The sequence below is a fragment of the Enterobacter sp. E14S genome, from assembly GCF_055666685.1.
In genome coordinates, this window is the sequence record NZ_JBVODQ010000002.1 from 313750 (window position 1) to 330835 (window position 17086).

Genomic DNA, 17086 nt, shown 5'->3' on the forward strand with positions numbered 1-17086 from the left:
TGCGATGAAATTATCTTACGTAACAACCGGCCTGCTGCTGGCGGGCCTGATGACAGGCTCCGCGCTGGCGGCGGATAAAATCGTTATTGCCCACCGCGGCGCCAGCGGCTATCTGCCGGAGCATACGCTCCCGGCGAAAGCGATGGCCTATGCCCAGGGCGCGGATTATCTGGAGCAGGATCTGGTGATGACCAAGGACGACCAGCTGGTCGTCCTGCATGACCACTATCTTGACCGCGTGACGGACGTGGCGGAGCGTTTCCCGGACCGCGCGCGAAAAGATGGCCGCTACTACGCCATTGACTTCACGCTGGCGGAGATCCGTTCCCTGAAGTTTACCGAAGGCTTCGAGATTGAAAACGGCAAGAAGGTGCAGGTCTATCCGGGACGTTTCCCGATGGGCAAATCTGACTTCCGCATTCATACCTTCCAGGAAGAGATTGAGTTTGTTCAGGGGCTGAACCACTCCACCGGCAAAAACATCGGTATCTACCCGGAGATCAAAGCGCCGTGGTTCCACCATCAGGAAGGCAAAGACATTGCCGCTAAGACGCTGGAGGTGCTGAAACAGTACGGCTATACCGGCAAGAAGGATAAAGTCTACCTGCAGTGCTTTGACGCCGCCGAGCTGAAGCGCATCAAAACCGAGCTGGAGCCGAAGATGGGGATGGATCTCAATCTGGTACAGCTGATTGCCTATACAGACTGGAATGAAACTCAGGAGAAGCAGCCGGACGGTAAGTGGGTTAACTATAACTACGACTGGATGTTTAAGCCGGGCGCGATGAAGCAGATTGCGCAGTACGCCGACGGCATCGGGCCGGATTACCACATGCTGGTGGCGGAGGGCTCAGCGCCGGGCCACGTGAAGCTGACGGCGATGGTGAAAGAGGCGCACGCCAGCAAGATGCAGGTGCATCCGTACACGGTGCGTGCCGACCAGCTGCCGCCATATGCCACGGACGTGAATCAGCTTTATGAGGTGTTGTATAACCAGGCGGGCGTGGACGGACTGTTTACGGATTTCCCGGATAAAGCGGTCGAATTCATTCACCGGAAGTAGGTTTGGCAGGTCGGGTAAGGCGAAGCCGCCACCCGACAATCAGGCTCTGCGGCCTGATACCTTCACCCTAACCCTCTCCCACCGGGAGAGGGGATAAGGACAACATCACATTTCGATCTCAATATCGCCTTTTGCCCGGCAGCAGCAGGGCAAAATTTCCCCTTCGTTGATAAAGGCCAGCGGCTCGGTCAGCCAGTCTACCTGGCCGGCGACCAGACGGCAGCGGCAGGAGCCGCAGTAGCCGGAACGACACTGGTACTCTACTTCTACCTGATGCGCCTCAAGCGCCACCAGCAGAGAAGGGTGCTCCTCCCGACACAGTACCTCAGTGCCGGAAAGACGTAGCGTGACGCGTGACATCAGAGCTGGAAGTTGCTCAGGTCGTCGGTGTTGACTTCAGAATCAATCTGACCGACCAGATAAGAACTGACTTCCACTTCCTGCGGCGCAACCTGCACGTTATCGGACACCAGCCAGGTGTTGATCCACGGGATTGGGTTAGAGCGCGTCTGGAACGGCAGGTCAAGACCGACGGCCTGCATGCGGATGTTGGTGATGTACTCAACGTACTGGCACAGGATGTCTTTGTTCAGGCCAATCATGGAGCCGTCGCGGAACAGGTAGTCTGCCCACTCTTTCTCCTGCTGAGCCGCCAGCACGAACAGGTCGTAGCACTCCTGCTTGCACTCTTCGGCGATTTCCGCCATCTCCGGATCGTCCGTACCGCTGCGCAGCAGGTTCAGCATGTGCTGGGTACCGGTCAGGTGCAGGGCTTCATCACGGGCGATCAGACGAATGATTTTGGCGTTGCCTTCCATCAGCTTGCGCTCGGCAAAGGCGAAGGAGCAGGCGAAGCTCACGTAAAAGCGGATCGCTTCCAGCGCGTTAACGCTCATCAGGCACAGGTACAGCTGTTTTTTCAGCGCGCGCAGGTTAACGGTAACGGTTTTACCGTTCACGTTGTGCGTACCTTCGCCCAGCAGATGCCAGTAGCTGGTCATCTCGATCAGCTCGTCGTAGTAGTGGGCAATGCCTTCCGCGCGCTTCTGGATCTGCTCGTTGGTGACGATATCGTCAAACACCACCGCCGGATCGTTCACGATGTTGCGGATGATGTGGGTGTAAGAGCGGGAGTGGATCGTCTCGGAGAACGCCCAGGTTTCCACCCAGGTTTCCAGTTCCGGAATGGAGATCAGCGGCAGCAGCGCCACGTTCGGGCTACGACCCTGAATGGAGTCCAGCAGCGTCTGGTACTTCAGGTTGCTGATGAAGATATGTTTTTCGTGATCCGGCAGCGAATGGTAGTCAATACGGTCGCGGGAGACGTCCACTTCTTCCGGGCGCCAGAAGAAGGAGAGTTGCTTTTCAATCAGCTTTTCGAAGATGTCATATTTTTGCTGATCGTAGCGTGCCACGTTGACCGGCTGGCCGAAGAACATCGGCTCTTTGAGCTGGTCGTTTTTCGTCTGTGAAAAGGTGGTATATGCCATGAGTGTGTCCTGTCTTACGAAATAAAGGCGGGGATATCCCCGCCCTTCATTAGATCTTACATGCGCCGCTTTCGCAGCCATCGTCCTGAATTGACGGTACCATGTCGTCCTGCGCGTCTTCCGCACCGTCACGGGTGTTGTGATAGTACAGCGTTTTCACGCCAAATTTGTAGGCGGTGAGCAGGTCTTTCAGCAGCTGCTGCATCGGTACCTTGCCGGACGGGAAGCGCGTCGGGTCATAGTTGGTATTGGCAGAGATCGACTGGTCGATAAACTTCTGCATGATACCCACCAGCTGCAGGTAGCCGTCGTTGTTCGGCATTTCCCACAGCAGCTCGTAGTTGTTGCCCAGCGTTTCGTAATCCGGTACCACCTGACGCAGCACGCCGTCTTTCGACGCTTTGATGCTCACGTGGCCACGCGGCGGTTCAATACCGTTGGTGGCGTTAGAGATCTGCGAAGAGGTCTCGGACGGCATCAGGGCAGAGAGCGTGGAGTTACGCAGGCCATGGGTCTTGATGGACTCGCGCAGACCTTCCCAGTCGAGATGCAGCGGCTCGCTGACAATCGCATCCAGATCTTTCTTGTAGGTGTCGATTGGCAGAATGCCTTTCGCGTAGGTGGTTTCGTTGAACCACGGGCACGCGCCTTGCTCTTTCGCCAGCTCGTTAGAGGCTTTCATCAGGTAGTACTGAATCGCTTCGAACGTCTGGTGCGTCAGGTTGTTAGCGCTGCCGTCGGAGTAACGCTTGCCGTTTTTCGCCAGCCAGTAGGCGAAGTTGATCACGCCGATACCCAGGGTACGGCGACCCATCGCACCGCGTTTAGCGGCCGGGATTGGGTAATCCTGGTAGTCCAGCAGGGCGTCGAGCGCGCGAACCGCCAGCACGGCCAGCTCTTCCAGCTCGTCCAGGCTCTTAATCGCGCCCAGGTTGAACGCGGAAAGCGTACACAGCGCGATTTCGCCGTTTTCGTCGTTCACGTCTTCCAGCGGTTTGGTCGGCAGGGCGATCTCCAGGCACAGGTTAGACTGGCGCACTGGCGCAACTACTGGATCAAACGGGCTGTGGGTGTTGCAGTGGTCCACGTTCTGGATGTAGATACGACCGGTAGAGGCACGTTCCTGCATCATCAGGGAGAACAGGTCTACCGCTTTCACGCGCTGCTTGCGGATGCTGTCGTCTTTTTCGTATTTGGTGTACAGACGCTCGAACTCGTCCTGATCGGCAAAGAACGCGTCATACAGGCCCGGAACGTCGGACGGGCTGAACAGCGTAATGTCTTCACCTTTCAGCAGACGGGTGTACATCAGCTTGTTGATCTGCACGCCGTAGTCCATGTGGCGCACGCGGTTGCCTTCCACGCCACGGTTGTTTTTCAGGACCAGCAGGCTTTCCACTTCCAGGTGCCACATCGGGTAGAACAGGGTCGCAGCACCGCCGCGCACGCCGCCCTGAGAGCAGGATTTTACTGCCGTCTGGAAGTGTTTATAGAACGGGATACAGCCGGTGTGGAACGCTTCGCCGCCGCGAATCGGGCTGCCCAGCGCACGGATGCGACCGGCGTTGATGCCAATACCGGCACGCTGGGAGACATATTTCACGATCGCGCTGGAGGTGGCGTTGATGGAATCCAGGCTGTCACCACACTCGATCAGTACGCAGGAGCTGAACTGACGGGTTGGGGTACGCACGCCAGACATGATTGGCGTCGGCAGAGAAATTTTGAACGTGGATACCGCATCGTAGAAACGCTTCACGTATTCCAGACGGGTGTCACGCGGGTAGTTAGAGAACAGGCAGGCGGCCACCAGAATATAGAGGAACTGGGCGCTTTCGTAGATCTCACCGGTTACACGGTTCTGAACCAGGTATTTACCTTCGAGCTGCTTCACCGCCGCGTAGGAGAAGTTCATGTCGCGCCAGTGATCGATAAACCCGTTCATCTGCTCGAACTCTTCTTCCGTATAGTCTTCCAGCAGATGCGTGTCGTATTTGCCCAGCTCAACCATTTTCACGACGTGATCGTAAAGCTTCGGCGGCTCAAACTGGCCGTAGGCTTTTTTACGCAGGTGGAAAATCGCCAGACGTGCAGCGAGGTACTGATAATCCGGTGCTTCGCGGGAGATGAGGTCTGCCGCTGCTTTAATGATTGTTTCGTGGATATCAGACGTTTTGATGCCGTCGTAGAACTGAATGTGGGAACGCAGTTCAACCTGGGAGATAGATACGTTGTTCAGTCCTTCTGCTGCCCAGTCGAGAACTCGATGGATTTTGTCCAGATTGATACGCTCGGTAGTACCGTCGCGCTTTGTCACCAGCAGACTCTGATTCATGTGGGTTTTACCTGTCCGTGAAATAAAAAATATCCCCCGTTTATCCACAGATCCGCCTTGTGACTAACTCTGTGGATAAATACTACATGTAGGGGGTTTGCGATAAGAAAAACGCTATATGGTGAGTATTCTAGTATCGAATCTTTTCAGCACAAGGGTTGATTTTGGCGTTAAATTGAGGTTGTGAAAGGGTAAAAAAGGCTAAGTCCTCGTACCGTAAGGCCTGGAAGACATGTCAATAATTAAGAAAAAAAATTCAAAATTTGATCGAGTGCTGATTTCTTCAACGGGAGGTCAGAATTGCGCAACATGATGTCGCGCAATCTTTATAAGAATAACGAATGACGTTAGTCGTTTTTGGCGGTGGTATGCAACATATAGTTAACATCTACACCCGATGCGAGCTTGAATTTATCGGTCAACGGATTGTAGTGCAGGCCGGTGATGTGCTGCTCTTTGAGCCACGTCTGGTCAACCCAGCCTAACAGTTCGGCAGGCTTGATGAATTTCTTCACGTCGTGCGTCCCTTTCGGCACCATGCGCAGCACATACTCCGCGCCAACGACGGCCATCAGCCAGGCTTTACCGTTACGGTTGATGGTTGAGAAGAAGACCTGGCCGCCCGGTTTCACCAGTTTTGCACAGGCGTGCACCACCGACTGCGGATCGGGAACGTGCTCCAGCATCTCCATGCAGGTCACCACATCGTACTGATGGGCGTGTTTTGCCGCATGCTCTTCCACGGTTTCCTGCACGTATTCCACCTGTATGCCGGACTCCAGCGCGTGAAGGCGGGCAACCTGGAGCGGTTCAAAGCCCATATCCAGGCCTGTAACATTCGCCCCTTCGCGCGCCATGCTCTCCGCCAGGATGCCGCCGCCGCAGCCGACGTCGAGCACTTTCTTACCGAACAGACCGCCGGAACGCTCCGCGATATAGCCCAGACGCAGCGGGTTAATGCGGTGCAGCGGTTTGAACTCACCTTCGAGATCCCACCAGCGGGACGCCACCGCTTCAAATTTGGCAATCTCTTCGTGGTCAACGTTGTGAGCCGTCGGGGATTTTTCGGCATTCATGGGCGCTTTTACTCCTTATTTAGCAAGACAAAGGAGTATATCAGGCAATCCCCGTGAATAAAGCGTATAGGTTTACCTCAATCACCTCGGCTGTGTTATAATTTGCGACCTTTGAATCCGGGATACAGTAGAGGGATAGCGGTTAGATGAGCGACCTTGCGAGAGAAATTACACCGGTTAACATCGAGGAAGAGCTGAAGAGCTCCTATCTGGACTATGCGATGTCGGTCATTGTTGGCCGTGCGCTGCCGGACGTCCGCGATGGCCTTAAGCCGGTACACCGTCGCGTACTATACGCCATGAACGTATTGGGCAATGACTGGAATAAAGCCTATAAAAAATCTGCCCGCGTCGTCGGTGACGTCATCGGTAAATATCACCCGCATGGTGATACCGCCGTTTATGACACCATCGTTCGTATGGCGCAGCCATTCTCCTTGCGTTACATGCTGGTAGATGGTCAGGGTAACTTTGGTTCAGTCGACGGCGACTCCGCTGCGGCGATGCGTTATACGGAAATCCGTATGTCGAAAATCGCTCATGAGCTGATGGCCGACCTGGAAAAAGAGACCGTTGATTTCGTCGATAACTACGACGGCACCGAGCGCATCCCAGATGTGATGCCCACCAAGATCCCGAACCTGTTGGTTAACGGTTCGTCCGGTATCGCGGTCGGTATGGCAACCAACATTCCGCCGCACAATATCACCGAGGTGATCAACGGCTGCCTGGCCTATATCGACGATGAAGACATCAGCATTGAAGGGCTGATGGAACATATCCCGGGCCCGGACTTCCCGACGGCGGCGATCATCAACGGTCGTCGCGGTATTGAAGAAGCGTACCGCACCGGCCGCGGCAAGATTTATATCCGTGCCCGCGCCGAAGTGGAAGCGGACGCTAAAACCGGCCGTGAGACCATCATTGTTCACGAGATCCCGTATCAGGTGAACAAAGCGCGTCTGATTGAAAAAATCGCTGAGCTGGTAAAAGAAAAACGTGTTGAAGGCATCAGCGCGCTGCGTGACGAGTCTGACAAAGACGGTATGCGCATCGTGATTGAGATCAAACGCGACGCGGTGGGTGAGGTTGTGCTGAACAACCTGTACTCCCAGACTCAGCTTCAGGTCTCCTTCGGTATCAACATGGTTGCGCTGCACCATGGTCAGCCGAAGATCATGAACCTGAAAGAGATCCTGAGCGCGTTCGTGCGTCACCGCCGTGAAGTGGTGACCCGTCGTACCATCTTCGAACTGCGCAAAGCGCGCGACCGTGCGCACATCCTTGAAGCGCTGGCGGTTGCGCTGGCCAACATTGACCCGATCATCGAACTGATCCGTCGTGCGCCAACCCCGGCGGAGGCGAAAGCCGCCCTGATTTCCCGTCCGTGGGATCTGGGTAACGTCGCCGCGATGCTGGAACGTGCGGGCGATGACGCAGCGCGTCCTGAGTGGCTGGAACCTGAATTCGGCGTGCGTGACGGTCAGTATTACCTGACTGAACAGCAGGCCCAGGCGATTCTGGATCTGCGTCTGCAGAAACTGACCGGCCTTGAGCACGAAAAACTGCTCGACGAATACAAAGAGCTGCTGGAACAGATTGCTGAACTGCTGCATATCCTGGGCAGCGCAGAGCGTCTGATGGAAGTGATCCGCGAAGAGCTGGAGCTGGTCCGCGACCAGTTCGGCGATGCGCGCCGCACCGAAATCACCGCGAACAGCTCTGATATCAACATTGAAGATCTGATCAACCGCGAAGACGTGGTGGTCACCCTGTCTCACCAGGGCTATGTGAAGTATCAGCCGCTGACCGACTACGAAGCACAGCGTCGTGGCGGTAAAGGTAAATCTGCGGCACGTATTAAAGAAGAAGACTTTATTGACCGCCTGCTGGTGGCCAACACCCATGACACGATCCTCTGCTTCTCCAGCCGCGGTCGTCTGTACTGGATGAAAGTCTATCAGCTGCCGGAAGCGAGCCGCGGCGCGCGTGGCCGTCCAATCGTTAACCTGCTGCCGCTGGAAGCGAACGAACGTATCACCGCCATCCTGCCGGTACGCGAGTACGAAGAGGGCGTGAACGTCTTTATGGCGACCGCCAGCGGTACCGTGAAGAAAACCGCGCTGACTGAGTTCAGCCGCCCACGTTCCGCCGGGATCATCGCGGTGAACCTGAACGAAGGCGACGAGCTGATCGGTGTGGATCTGACCTCCGGTTCTGATGAAGTGATGCTGTTCTCTGCGGCCGGTAAAGTGGTGCGCTTTAAAGAGAACGCCGTTCGTGCAATGGGCCGTACCGCTACGGGCGTTCGTGGTATCAAACTGGCTGGCGAAGACAGCGTTGTTTCTCTGATTATTCCGCGCGGTGAAGGGGCTATCCTGACCGTAACGCAGAATGGTTACGGTAAACGTACGGCGGAAGGGGAATACCCAACCAAGTCTCGCGGCACGCAGGGCGTAATCTCTATCAAAGTTACCGAGCGCAACGGTTCCGTTGTGGGCGCGGTGCAGGTAGACGATGCCGACCAGATCATGATGATCACCGATGCCGGTACGCTGGTGCGTACCCGCGTCTCTGAGATCAGCGTGGTGGGGCGTAACACCCAGGGCGTGATCCTCATCCGTACAGCGGAAGATGAAAACGTGGTGGGTCTGCAGCGCGTTGCTGAGCCGGTGGATGACGAAGAGCTCGATTCCATCGACGGTAGCGTTGCGGAAGGCGATGATGATATCGCGCCGGAAGCCGACACCGACGATGACGTAGCGGATGACGCTGACGAGTAATGTCTCCTGATGCAAAAAAGGGCCGGATTCCGGCCCTTTTCTTTTGCACAAGCAGATAAGTCAACGTTGCGACCTGGCGCGTTTACCGCTACCTTAACCACATTCTTTTGACCCCGACGGCGGAGCCTCGCCCCCTTGAAATACCTCGTCTCCTTTCGTACTACGCTGAAAGTTTCTCGCTATCTGTTTCGGGCGCTGGCGCTCTTGCTTTGGCTGCTGGTGGCCTTGTTCTCGGTGTTTTACATCGTTAACGCGCTACACCAGAAAGAAGCGGAGATCCGCCAGGAGTTTAACTTAAGCTCCGACCAGGCCCAGCGCTACATTCAGCGAACGTCTGACGTGATGAAGGAGCTGAAGTATATTGCCGAAAATCGTCTGACGGCGGAAAACGGCATCCTTGCGCTTCGCGGGCGTAACGACAAAACCGAAGTCCCGGACTTCCAGCCGCTGTTCCCGGACTCCGATTGTTCAACCATGAGCAATACCTGGCGCGGGTCGCTGGAATCTCTTGCCTGGTTTATGCGCTACTGGCGCGACAATTTCTCCGCCGCCTATGATCTTAACCGCGTATTCCTGATTGGCAGTGAAAATCTCTGCATGGCTGACTTTGGCCTGCGCGACGTGCCCGTTGAGCGTGACGATGCGCTGAAAAGCCTGCATGAACGTATTGTGAAATACCGCAATGCGCCGCAGGACGAGCGCGGGAATAACATCTTCTGGGTTAGCCAGGGCCCGCGACCGGGCGTGGGCTATTTCTATGCTCTGACGCCGGTGTATCTGGGCAATCGCCTGCAGGCGCTGCTGGGGATTGAGCAGACCATTCGCATGGAAAACTTTTTCACTCCGGGCAGCCTGCCTATGGGGGTGACCATTCTGGATGAAAACGGTCATCAGCTGATCTCACTCGCCGGGCCGGATAACCGGTTAAACGTCGAACCGCACTGGATGCAGGAGCGGTCGTGGTTTGGCTATACCTCGGGCTTCCGCGAACTGGTGCTGAAGAAGAGCCTGCCGCCTTCGTCGCTGAGTATTGTCTATTCGCTGCCGGTGGATATGGTGCTTGAGCGGATACGCATTCTCATCATGAATGCGATTCTGCTGAACCTGATCGCGGGCGGGGCGCTGTTTACCCTGGCGCGCATGTATGAGCGGAAAATCTTTATTCCGGCCGAAAGCGACGCCCAGCGGCTGGAGGAACACGAGCAGTTTAACCGGAAGATTGTCGCGTCGGCGCCGGTGGGGATCTGTATTCTGCGTACCCAGGACGGAACCAACATCCTGAGTAACGAGCTGGCGCATAACTACCTGAACATGCTGACGCACGAAGATCGCCAGAGGCTGACGCAAATTATCTGCGGTCAGCAGGTTAACTTTGTCGACGTGCTCACCAGCACGCACACCAACCTGCAGATCAGCTTTGTGCATTCCCGCTATCGCAATGAAAACGTGGCGATTTGCGTGCTGGTGGATGTCTCCGCGCGCGTGAAGATGGAAGAATCGTTGCAGGAGATGGCGCAGGCCGCGGAGCAGGCCAGCCAGTCGAAATCCATGTTCCTTGCCACCGTCAGCCACGAGCTGCGAACGCCGCTGTACGGGATCATCGGTAACCTCGACCTGCTGCAGACCAAAGAGTTGCCGAAAGGGGTCGACAGGCTGGTGACGGCAATGAACAACTCTTCCAGCCTGCTGCTGAAAATCATCAGCGATATTCTCGACTTCTCTAAAATTGAGTCTGAGCAGCTGAAAATCGAACCGCGGGAGTTCTCGCCGCGCGAGGTGATGAACCACATCAGCGCCAACTATCTGCCGCTGGTGGTGCGTAAAAAGCTGGGGCTCTACTGCTTTATTGAACCTGACGTGCCGCTGACGCTGCACGGCGATCCGATGCGTCTGCAGCAGGTCATTTCTAACCTGCTCAGCAACGCCATTAAATTCACCGACGTTGGCTGTATCGTGTTGCACGTCTGCCGGGCGGGGGATTACCTGAGCATTCGCGTGCGCGACACGGGGGTCGGCATCCCGGCGAAGGAAGTGGTCCGCCTGTTCGACCCGTTCTTCCAGGTCGGGACCGGCGTGCAGCGTAACTTCCAGGGCACCGGACTGGGGCTGGCGATTTGTGAGAAGCTCGTCAGCATGATGGACGGCGATATCTCTGTGGATACCGAGCCCGGCATGGGCAGCCAGTTCACCATCCGCATTCCGCTCTATTCGGCGCAGTATCCGGCAAAAGCGACGGTGGACGGGCTGAGCGACAAGCGCTGCTGGCTGGCGGTGCATAACGCTTCGCTGAATGACTACCTGACGGCGCTGCTTGTCCACAGTGGAGTCAGAGTGTGTCTCTATGAAGGTCAAACACCGGATGTGGACGATGTGCTGATCGCCGACGAGATGCCGGACCAGCCGTGGCAGGGGAGAGGGTCGGTGCTCTTCTGCCGTCGCCACATCGGCATTCCTGTCGAGCGCGCGCCTGGGGAATGGGTACACAGTGTCGCAACGCCGCACGAGCTGTTGAGCCTGCTGGCGCGCATCTACAAAGTGGAGCTGGAAGAGCGCGACGGCGCGGGCGGATTGCCGTCACCGGAGTCTCTGGCGTCGGTGAATGACGATATGATGATTCTGGTGGTGGATGACCATCCGATTAACCGTCGCCTGCTGGCTGACCAGCTTGGATCGCTGGGCTACCAGTGCAAAACCGCCAATGACGGCGTGGATGCGCTGAACGTGCTGAGTAAGAATCATATTGATATCGTGCTGAGTGACGTCAACATGCCAAACATGGACGGCTACCGTTTGACGCAGCGCATCCGTCAGCTTGGCCTGACGCTGCCGGTGGTGGGCGTAACGGCGAACGCGCTGGCGGAAGAGAAACAGCGCTGTCTTGAGTCAGGCATGGACAGCTGTCTGTCGAAGCCGGTGACGCTGGACGTGCTGAAGCAGACGTTGTCGATTTACGCGGATCGCGTGAGAAAAACCAGAATATAAAAAAGGCCCGCAAGGGCCTTTTCGGTTTTCACCCTCTCCCGTGGGAGAGGGACGGGGTGAGGGCATCAGGCCACACACCCGTCCGGGATCAATCCTTGTCCGTTGCGCTCAGCGTAACGGAGGAGAGATAGTTCAGCAGAGCAATATCGTTGTCCACGCCCAGCTTCATCATCGCTGATTTCTTCTGGCTGCTGATGGTTTTAATGCTGCGGTTCAGCTTCTTGGCAATCTCGGTTACCAGGAAACCTTCTGCGAACAGACGCAGAACTTCACTCTCTTTCGGGGACAGGCGTTTGTCACCGTAGCCACCCGCGCTGATTTTTTCCAGCAGACGAGAGACGCTCTCAGGCGTGAACTTCTTGCCTTTCTGCAGCGCAGCGAGCGCTTTTGGCAGATCGGTCGGTGCGCCCTGTTTCAGCACAATCCCTTCGATGTCCAGATCCAGTACCGCGCTCAGGATCGCCGGGTTGTTGTTCATGGTCAGAACAATGATCGAGATATCCGGGAAGTGGCGTTTAATATATTTGATGAGCGTGATCCCATCACCGTATTTGTCTCCAGGCATGGAGAGGTCGGTAATGAGCACGTGCGCATCAAGCTTTGGGAGGTTATTGATCAGTGCTGTAGAGTCTTCAAATTCACCGACTACATTCACCCACTCGATCTGTTCAAGTGATTTGCGAATACCGAACAGTACAATCGGATGGTCATCGGCAATAATTACGTTCATATTGTTCATGTATAAGGCTACCTTGCTACAGCAAGCTTTTGACGTAGGCGTCAATGTCGCTGATGTATTTTTCAATGCCAGAGGCATCTTTCTCACGAATTAGATGTTCCAGCGTTTCACATAACTGCTTGCCGGGAACCAGATTAAGCATGGCAAACACCCCTTTAAGCCGGTGTGCTGTCTGTGCCAGCGCTGCAAAATCATTCGCAGCGGACTCAGTATACAACCGCTTAACATCATCTGGTACTGTATCAACAAAGAGTGAATAGTATCCGCTGGCGTGAAGCTCGGCATTTTCATTACCGCCAAGCGGAGATTCCGCTATCTCTTCCTGCGCCAGCTGCTCTTCTATTAGTTGTAGTACAGCTTCCTGCATCGCATTGCTTATATTAAAGTTGACGCGCAGCTGGCCAGGGCCGATTTTCCGCACGCCTGACTCATCATCGCTTAAAAGCAAGCCGGAGGCAGTAAGATTAGACGGATTATCAGTTAAAAACAGATCAAATTCTTGACTTGCAAGTCTTTCATCCGGCGTGATGCAGGCCGCTCCCCAGTTTTCTAACTGACGAACGACAATATTGCGGATCTCGTTCGAGGTCACGTCGACCATCACCACGACGTCATCCAGCAGACGTTCCTCATCTTCTTCCTGCGGATTGGCCGCCATTTTCACGTGCAGAGAATAGCGGGTGCCGAGGGATTCACGAGCTTTGATATTCAGGTGGCCGCCGAGCTTACGCGCCAGCTGATCGCACAGCCAGAAGGTCAGGGCATTGGCCTTGCCGTAGCGATCGCTCTGCGTGTCATTCAGGAACGGGAAGTGCAGATTATCAATTTCACTCGTTGTGACGCCTTCCCCGGTGTCCAGGATGCGGAACGTCAGACGGTCTTCTGCTGACTCCTCGGTGCTGACTTCAAGAGTGATCTTGCCGATCTGCGTGGTGGTCACGGCGTACTGAATAATCATCAGCAGAATGCGGCGCAGCGCTTCGCGATCGCCGTGGCGTTCGTCATTCGCAGGGAGATTGTTATTGATCAGCAGCTGCAGCCCTTTGCGCTTGATGACGGGCAGCACTTCCGGCACCACTTCATCGATCAGATCCTGAATGGAGAAGAGGGCTGGCGTTCCCTTCCAGAAATCATTCTCCAGCATGTTCGCCAGCTGGATCTCATCAACCATTCTGACCAGCGAATCGGCCTGGCAGGCAAGCTGGTGGCTTTCAGAGGTGTTTAACGCCGCCGCCTGGGTCGCCAGCGTTTTTAACGGCTGCTTGAAGGCATCGCCAATGTTCTGCATAAATGCGGCGCGCCCCTGCTGGTTTTTCTCATACAGCCTTTGCGCCTGCTTGAGCTTCTTATTGACCAGCACTTCGCGATCCTGGTCGCGAATAATGAAGATTTGCGTGCGGGGAGCCACCTGGCTGCGGAACTGACGGATCTCGTACAGTTCATTGTTGATGGTGGCCTGAATCACCCCCTGGTGTTGATCCGCCATGGTGGTGATGTTCTGCAGGTTAAGGTGCGGCAGCAGATGGTCGGCAATTTTATTGCTCATCACCGTACGATTCGCCTCCTGGTCATGAACCAAGACCCCAAGCGGCAGCACGGAAACAATCTCTTCATTCAGTGCACGTAATACGCGCAGCTCATTGCTGGTGCCGGCCGGAACCGCAGAGGCGTCGCTCTGACGACCCGTCTGGAAACGGAAGGTGCTGTAGCCAAACAGGGCCAGCGCCAGCAGACCGATATTCAGCAGCAGAGGCAGCAGGATATTTTGCAGGGTGTCGAGCAACAGCGTGCCAAACGGTACCTGCCACACCAGGCGCATACCGGTCGAGTTCAGCGATGAGGCAATTTCGATTTTCGAGCCGTTAAAGGAGATCGATACGCTCTCTGCGGCCTCTTTGTCAGACGCCGCACGCATGTTCTGGGTGCTGGTGTCTGGCTCCAGGCGGAAGCTGTCGAGCGGCATGTCCGGCGGAATTAAATCATTAATCGGTAAATCGAAGGCTACTACCGTCGCCAGATGTCCGGGCTGGTTGAATGTGGTACGCAGGGTAAAATAATGGCCGTTTTGCCAGGCCAGACGACGCAGGGAAGAGAAACTCTCACGTTCATCAAGGGCGTTCGCCTGCTGCAGCATCTCTGCCCGGCGGGAATCGACGATGCTGCCCACGGTTGTCTCTTTAAAGCCGGACGAGAGATCTTTTAACGGCAGCGTTGAGATCAGGATCATGCTGTTATCCTGACCGTTCAGATAATACATCGACCACGGTACCGTTTCGGCGCCCCAGAGGGTATCCAGATAGGTTGAAATACGCTGCGTCATCTCAAGCGTCGCGCTGTCGTGAGAGCCAAAGATAAGGGCCTCGGTCTTACGCTGCGGTTTTTCGAGATAATAGACATCCTGCTTAAGCCGCGTCTCCTGAAGTCCATCCCCGGACGAGGAGGTCGGGGCAGCCGCGATATTGTCGTAAATCTGCCAGGTGGCGTAGCGCCAGGTATCTATGCGCTTATGCACGGCATGGGTGATATCCACGACCTGATAGCTCTTATCCTTCAGCCAGGCGTTAACCGCGCTTTGTACCATCACCCCCATGGTGACTAATAGCACAACGATCAAAAGAAGAAAGAAACGGGTGATGCTCCCGGGAAGGAGGGAGAATTTGCTCGGGGCGGTAGTTTCAGTCTGACTCATTGATATCTTTAACCCGTTATGGTCGTGCTCTGTGGCGATAGGGCAGTATAAAGGGTAATAACTGAATTTCCAGCGCGACTGTCCGGGAAGAGGCGACTTTTTCTCCGGACAATATCGGCGGCGAGGCGTGCAGAAAACATGTACAAACTCGCCATACGCGTACAAATAATCATCCCGCGCAGTCAATAAATAGCACGAATTAACAAGAAATTAAGTTTTGCTCCAATTGATGGATTTCGAAAGATACCCAACGAGAATTTAGTTAATAGTCGTTACAATTACGGTGCGGTAGCACAAAAAAAGAGAAGTTACGTAAAGAAAGGTAAAAAAAAACCGAATGCGAAGCATCCGGTTCAATTAGGGATAAACAGACATTCAAAACTGAATGACGGTAATAAATAAAGTTAATGATGATAGCGAGAGTTATTTTAGAGATTAGCTGCGATCTTGTTTTGTCATTCAGTGCTGTAACGAATTTTATTGTAACTTATTGATATGTATATGGTGATTTTTCCGTTTGATTATAAGTGCTAATTTTCTAAGCTATTTGTGCTTTGTAAAAGTTCCTTGATATTTACATTTTGAAACATGTTGATAGATGAATGAAACATCTTCAAAGTTTTCGTATCATATTCGCATTGGATTATTCTGTAATTTTGAGGAGAATGAAATTGCCGACTGGTTAATGAGGGTTAACCAGTAAGCAGTGGCAATTATAAGGCATATAACAGAGGGTTAATAAAATGAAAGTTAAAGTACTGTCCCTCCTGGTACCAGCACTCCTGGTGGCAGGCGCAGCAAATGCGGCCGAAATTTATAACAAAGATGGCAACAAATTAGATCTGTACGGCAAAGTCGATGGTCTGCACTATTTCTCTGACGACAAGGGCGCCGACGGCGACCAGACCTATATGCGTCTTGGCTTCAAAGGCGAAACTCAGGTTAACGATCAGCTGACCGGTTACGGCCAGTGGGAATACCAGATACAGGGCAACACCTCCGAAAGCGAAAATGATGCCTGGACGCGTGTGGCGTTCGCGGGTCTGAAATTCGGTGACGCGGGTTCTTTCGATTACGGTCGTAACTACGGCGTAATCTACGACGTAACCTCCTGGACTGACGTTCTGCCAGAATTTGGCGGCGATACCTACGGCGCAGACAACTTCCTGCAGTCCCGTGCTAACGGCGTAGCGACCTACCGTAACCAGGACTTCTTTGGTCTGGTGGATGGTCTGAACTTTGCCCTGCAGTATCAGGGTAAAAACGGCAGCGTAAGCGGTGAAAACGTGGGTGGACGCAGCCTGCTGAAACAGAACGGCGACGGCTACGGTGCATCCGTGACCTATAACCTGGGCGAAGGTTTCAGCGTGGGCGGCGCAATGTCCTCCTCTAAACGTACCGCCGATCAGAACGGCGCAAGCGTTTACGGTCATGGCGATAACGCAGAAGTCTATTCTGGCGGCCTGAAATACGATGCCAACAACATCTATCTGGCAGCGCAGTACTCCCAGACCTACAACGCAACCCGTTTCGGTACTTCTAACGGCAGCAGCCCGACTACCGCTTACGGCTTCGCTAACAAAGCGCAGAACTTCGAAGTGGTTGCTCAGTACCAGTTCGACTTCGGCCTGCGTCCATCCGTGGCTTACCTGCAGTCTAAAGGGAAAGACATCGAAGGTTACGGCGATCAGGATCTGCTGAAATATGTTGACGTGGGTGCGACTTACTACTTCAACAAAAACATGTCCACCTACGTGGATTACAAAATCAACCTGGTTGATGAAAATGAATTCACCCGTCAGGCGGGTATCGGTACTGACGATATCGTCGCGCTGGGCCTGGTTTACCAGTTCTAATCGCTTCATCGTGTGACGTAAGGGGCCTGCTGGCCCCTTTTTTTGTGCCTCGCTGATTCTCACAACTGACCCG

General features: G+C 54.6%; 10 protein-coding genes. 4 read left to right on the forward strand and 6 right to left on the reverse strand.

Features of this window, described 5'->3' with window-relative positions:
• Positions 1 to 4 precede the first annotated feature (4 nt).
• Positions 5 to 1063, forward strand: a complete 1059-nt coding sequence (gene glpQ, locus ACZ6J2_RS06690) for a glycerophosphodiester phosphodiesterase (RefSeq protein ID WP_471725229.1) — start codon at positions 5 to 7, stop codon at positions 1061 to 1063.
• Between the two features lie 105 nt (positions 1064 to 1168).
• Here the strand turns inward: glpQ and yfaE are convergent, their stop codons facing one another.
• From yfaE to ubiG, 4 genes are all read right to left on the reverse strand, one after another.
• On the reverse strand, positions 1169 to 1423 hold the full coding sequence (yfaE, locus tag ACZ6J2_RS06695) for a class I ribonucleotide reductase maintenance protein YfaE (RefSeq protein ID WP_023294104.1): 255 nt from the start codon (positions 1421 to 1423) through the stop codon (positions 1169 to 1171).
• Positions 1423 to 2553, reverse strand: a complete 1131-nt coding sequence (gene nrdB, locus ACZ6J2_RS06700) for a class Ia ribonucleoside-diphosphate reductase subunit beta (RefSeq protein WP_471725230.1) — start codon at positions 2551 to 2553, stop codon at positions 1423 to 1425. The genes yfaE and nrdB overlap by 1 nt, the downstream gene beginning before the upstream one ends.
• A gap of 49 nt (positions 2554 to 2602) precedes the next feature.
• Positions 2603 to 4888 carry a class 1a ribonucleoside-diphosphate reductase subunit alpha gene (nrdA, locus tag ACZ6J2_RS06705; RefSeq protein ID WP_023312513.1) on the reverse strand — a complete coding sequence of 762 codons (2286 nt, stop codon included), beginning with the start codon at positions 4886 to 4888 and terminating at the stop codon, positions 2603 to 2605.
• Between the two features lie 347 nt (positions 4889 to 5235).
• Positions 5236 to 5964, reverse strand: coding sequence for a bifunctional 2-polyprenyl-6-hydroxyphenol methylase/3-demethylubiquinol 3-O-methyltransferase UbiG (gene ubiG / locus ACZ6J2_RS06710; protein WP_471725231.1), 729 nt, complete (start codon positions 5962 to 5964; stop codon positions 5236 to 5238).
• Positions 5965 to 6110: 146 nt separating this feature from the next.
• On the opposite strand from ubiG, the gene gyrA reads away from it, so the two are divergent.
• Both gyrA and rcsC read left to right on the forward strand, forming a co-directional pair.
• Complete coding sequence (gene gyrA, locus ACZ6J2_RS06715) at positions 6111 to 8747, forward strand: DNA topoisomerase (ATP-hydrolyzing) subunit A (RefSeq protein ID WP_039263204.1); 2637 nt, start codon at positions 6111 to 6113, stop codon at positions 8745 to 8747.
• Positions 8748 to 8882: 135 nt separating this feature from the next.
• Positions 8883 to 11729, forward strand: coding sequence for a two-component system sensor histidine kinase RcsC (gene rcsC, locus ACZ6J2_RS06720; RefSeq protein WP_471725232.1), 2847 nt, complete (start codon positions 8883 to 8885; stop codon positions 11727 to 11729).
• An 88-nt stretch (positions 11730 to 11817) separates the two neighbouring features.
• Here the strand turns inward: rcsC and rcsB are convergent, their stop codons facing one another.
• Positions 11818 to 12468, reverse strand: coding sequence for a response regulator transcription factor RcsB (gene rcsB / locus ACZ6J2_RS06725; RefSeq protein ID WP_003859405.1), 651 nt, complete (start codon positions 12466 to 12468; stop codon positions 11818 to 11820).
• 16 nt (positions 12469 to 12484) lie between these two features.
• Positions 12485 to 15157 carry a phosphotransferase RcsD gene (rcsD, locus tag ACZ6J2_RS06730; RefSeq protein WP_471725233.1) on the reverse strand — a complete coding sequence of 891 codons (2673 nt, stop codon included), beginning with the start codon at positions 15155 to 15157 and terminating at the stop codon, positions 12485 to 12487.
• A gap of 743 nt (positions 15158 to 15900) precedes the next feature.
• Between rcsD and ACZ6J2_RS06735 the strand changes: the two genes are divergently transcribed.
• Complete coding sequence (locus tag ACZ6J2_RS06735; protein WP_047060579.1) at positions 15901 to 17013, forward strand: porin OmpC; 1113 nt, start codon at positions 15901 to 15903, stop codon at positions 17011 to 17013.
• Positions 17014 to 17086 lie beyond the last annotated feature (73 nt).

Excerpts from the sequence above, each read along its gene's own strand:
- yfaE (WP_023294104.1), bottom strand. The coding sequence starts at position 1,423 with ATGTCACGCGTCACGCTACGTCTTTCCGGCACTGAGGTACTGTGTCGG.
- glpQ (WP_471725229.1), top strand. The coding sequence starts at position 5 with ATGAAATTATCTTACGTAACAACCGGCCTGCTGCTGGCGGGCCTGATG.
- ACZ6J2_RS06735 (WP_047060579.1), top strand. The coding sequence starts at position 15,901 with ATGAAAGTTAAAGTACTGTCCCTCCTGGTACCAGCACTCCTGGTGGCA.
- rcsD (WP_471725233.1), bottom strand. The coding sequence starts at position 15,157 with ATGAGTCAGACTGAAACTACCGCCCCGAGCAAATTCTCCCTCCTTCCC.
- ubiG (WP_471725231.1), bottom strand. The coding sequence starts at position 5,964 with ATGAATGCCGAAAAATCCCCGACGGCTCACAACGTTGACCACGAAGAG.
- nrdB (WP_471725230.1), bottom strand. The coding sequence starts at position 2,553 with ATGGCATATACCACCTTTTCACAGACGAAAAACGACCAGCTCAAAGAG.
- nrdA (WP_023312513.1), bottom strand. The coding sequence starts at position 4,888 with ATGAATCAGAGTCTGCTGGTGACAAAGCGCGACGGTACTACCGAGCGT.
- gyrA (WP_039263204.1), top strand. The coding sequence starts at position 6,111 with ATGAGCGACCTTGCGAGAGAAATTACACCGGTTAACATCGAGGAAGAG.
- rcsB (WP_003859405.1), bottom strand. The coding sequence starts at position 12,468 with ATGAACAATATGAACGTAATTATTGCCGATGACCATCCGATTGTACTG.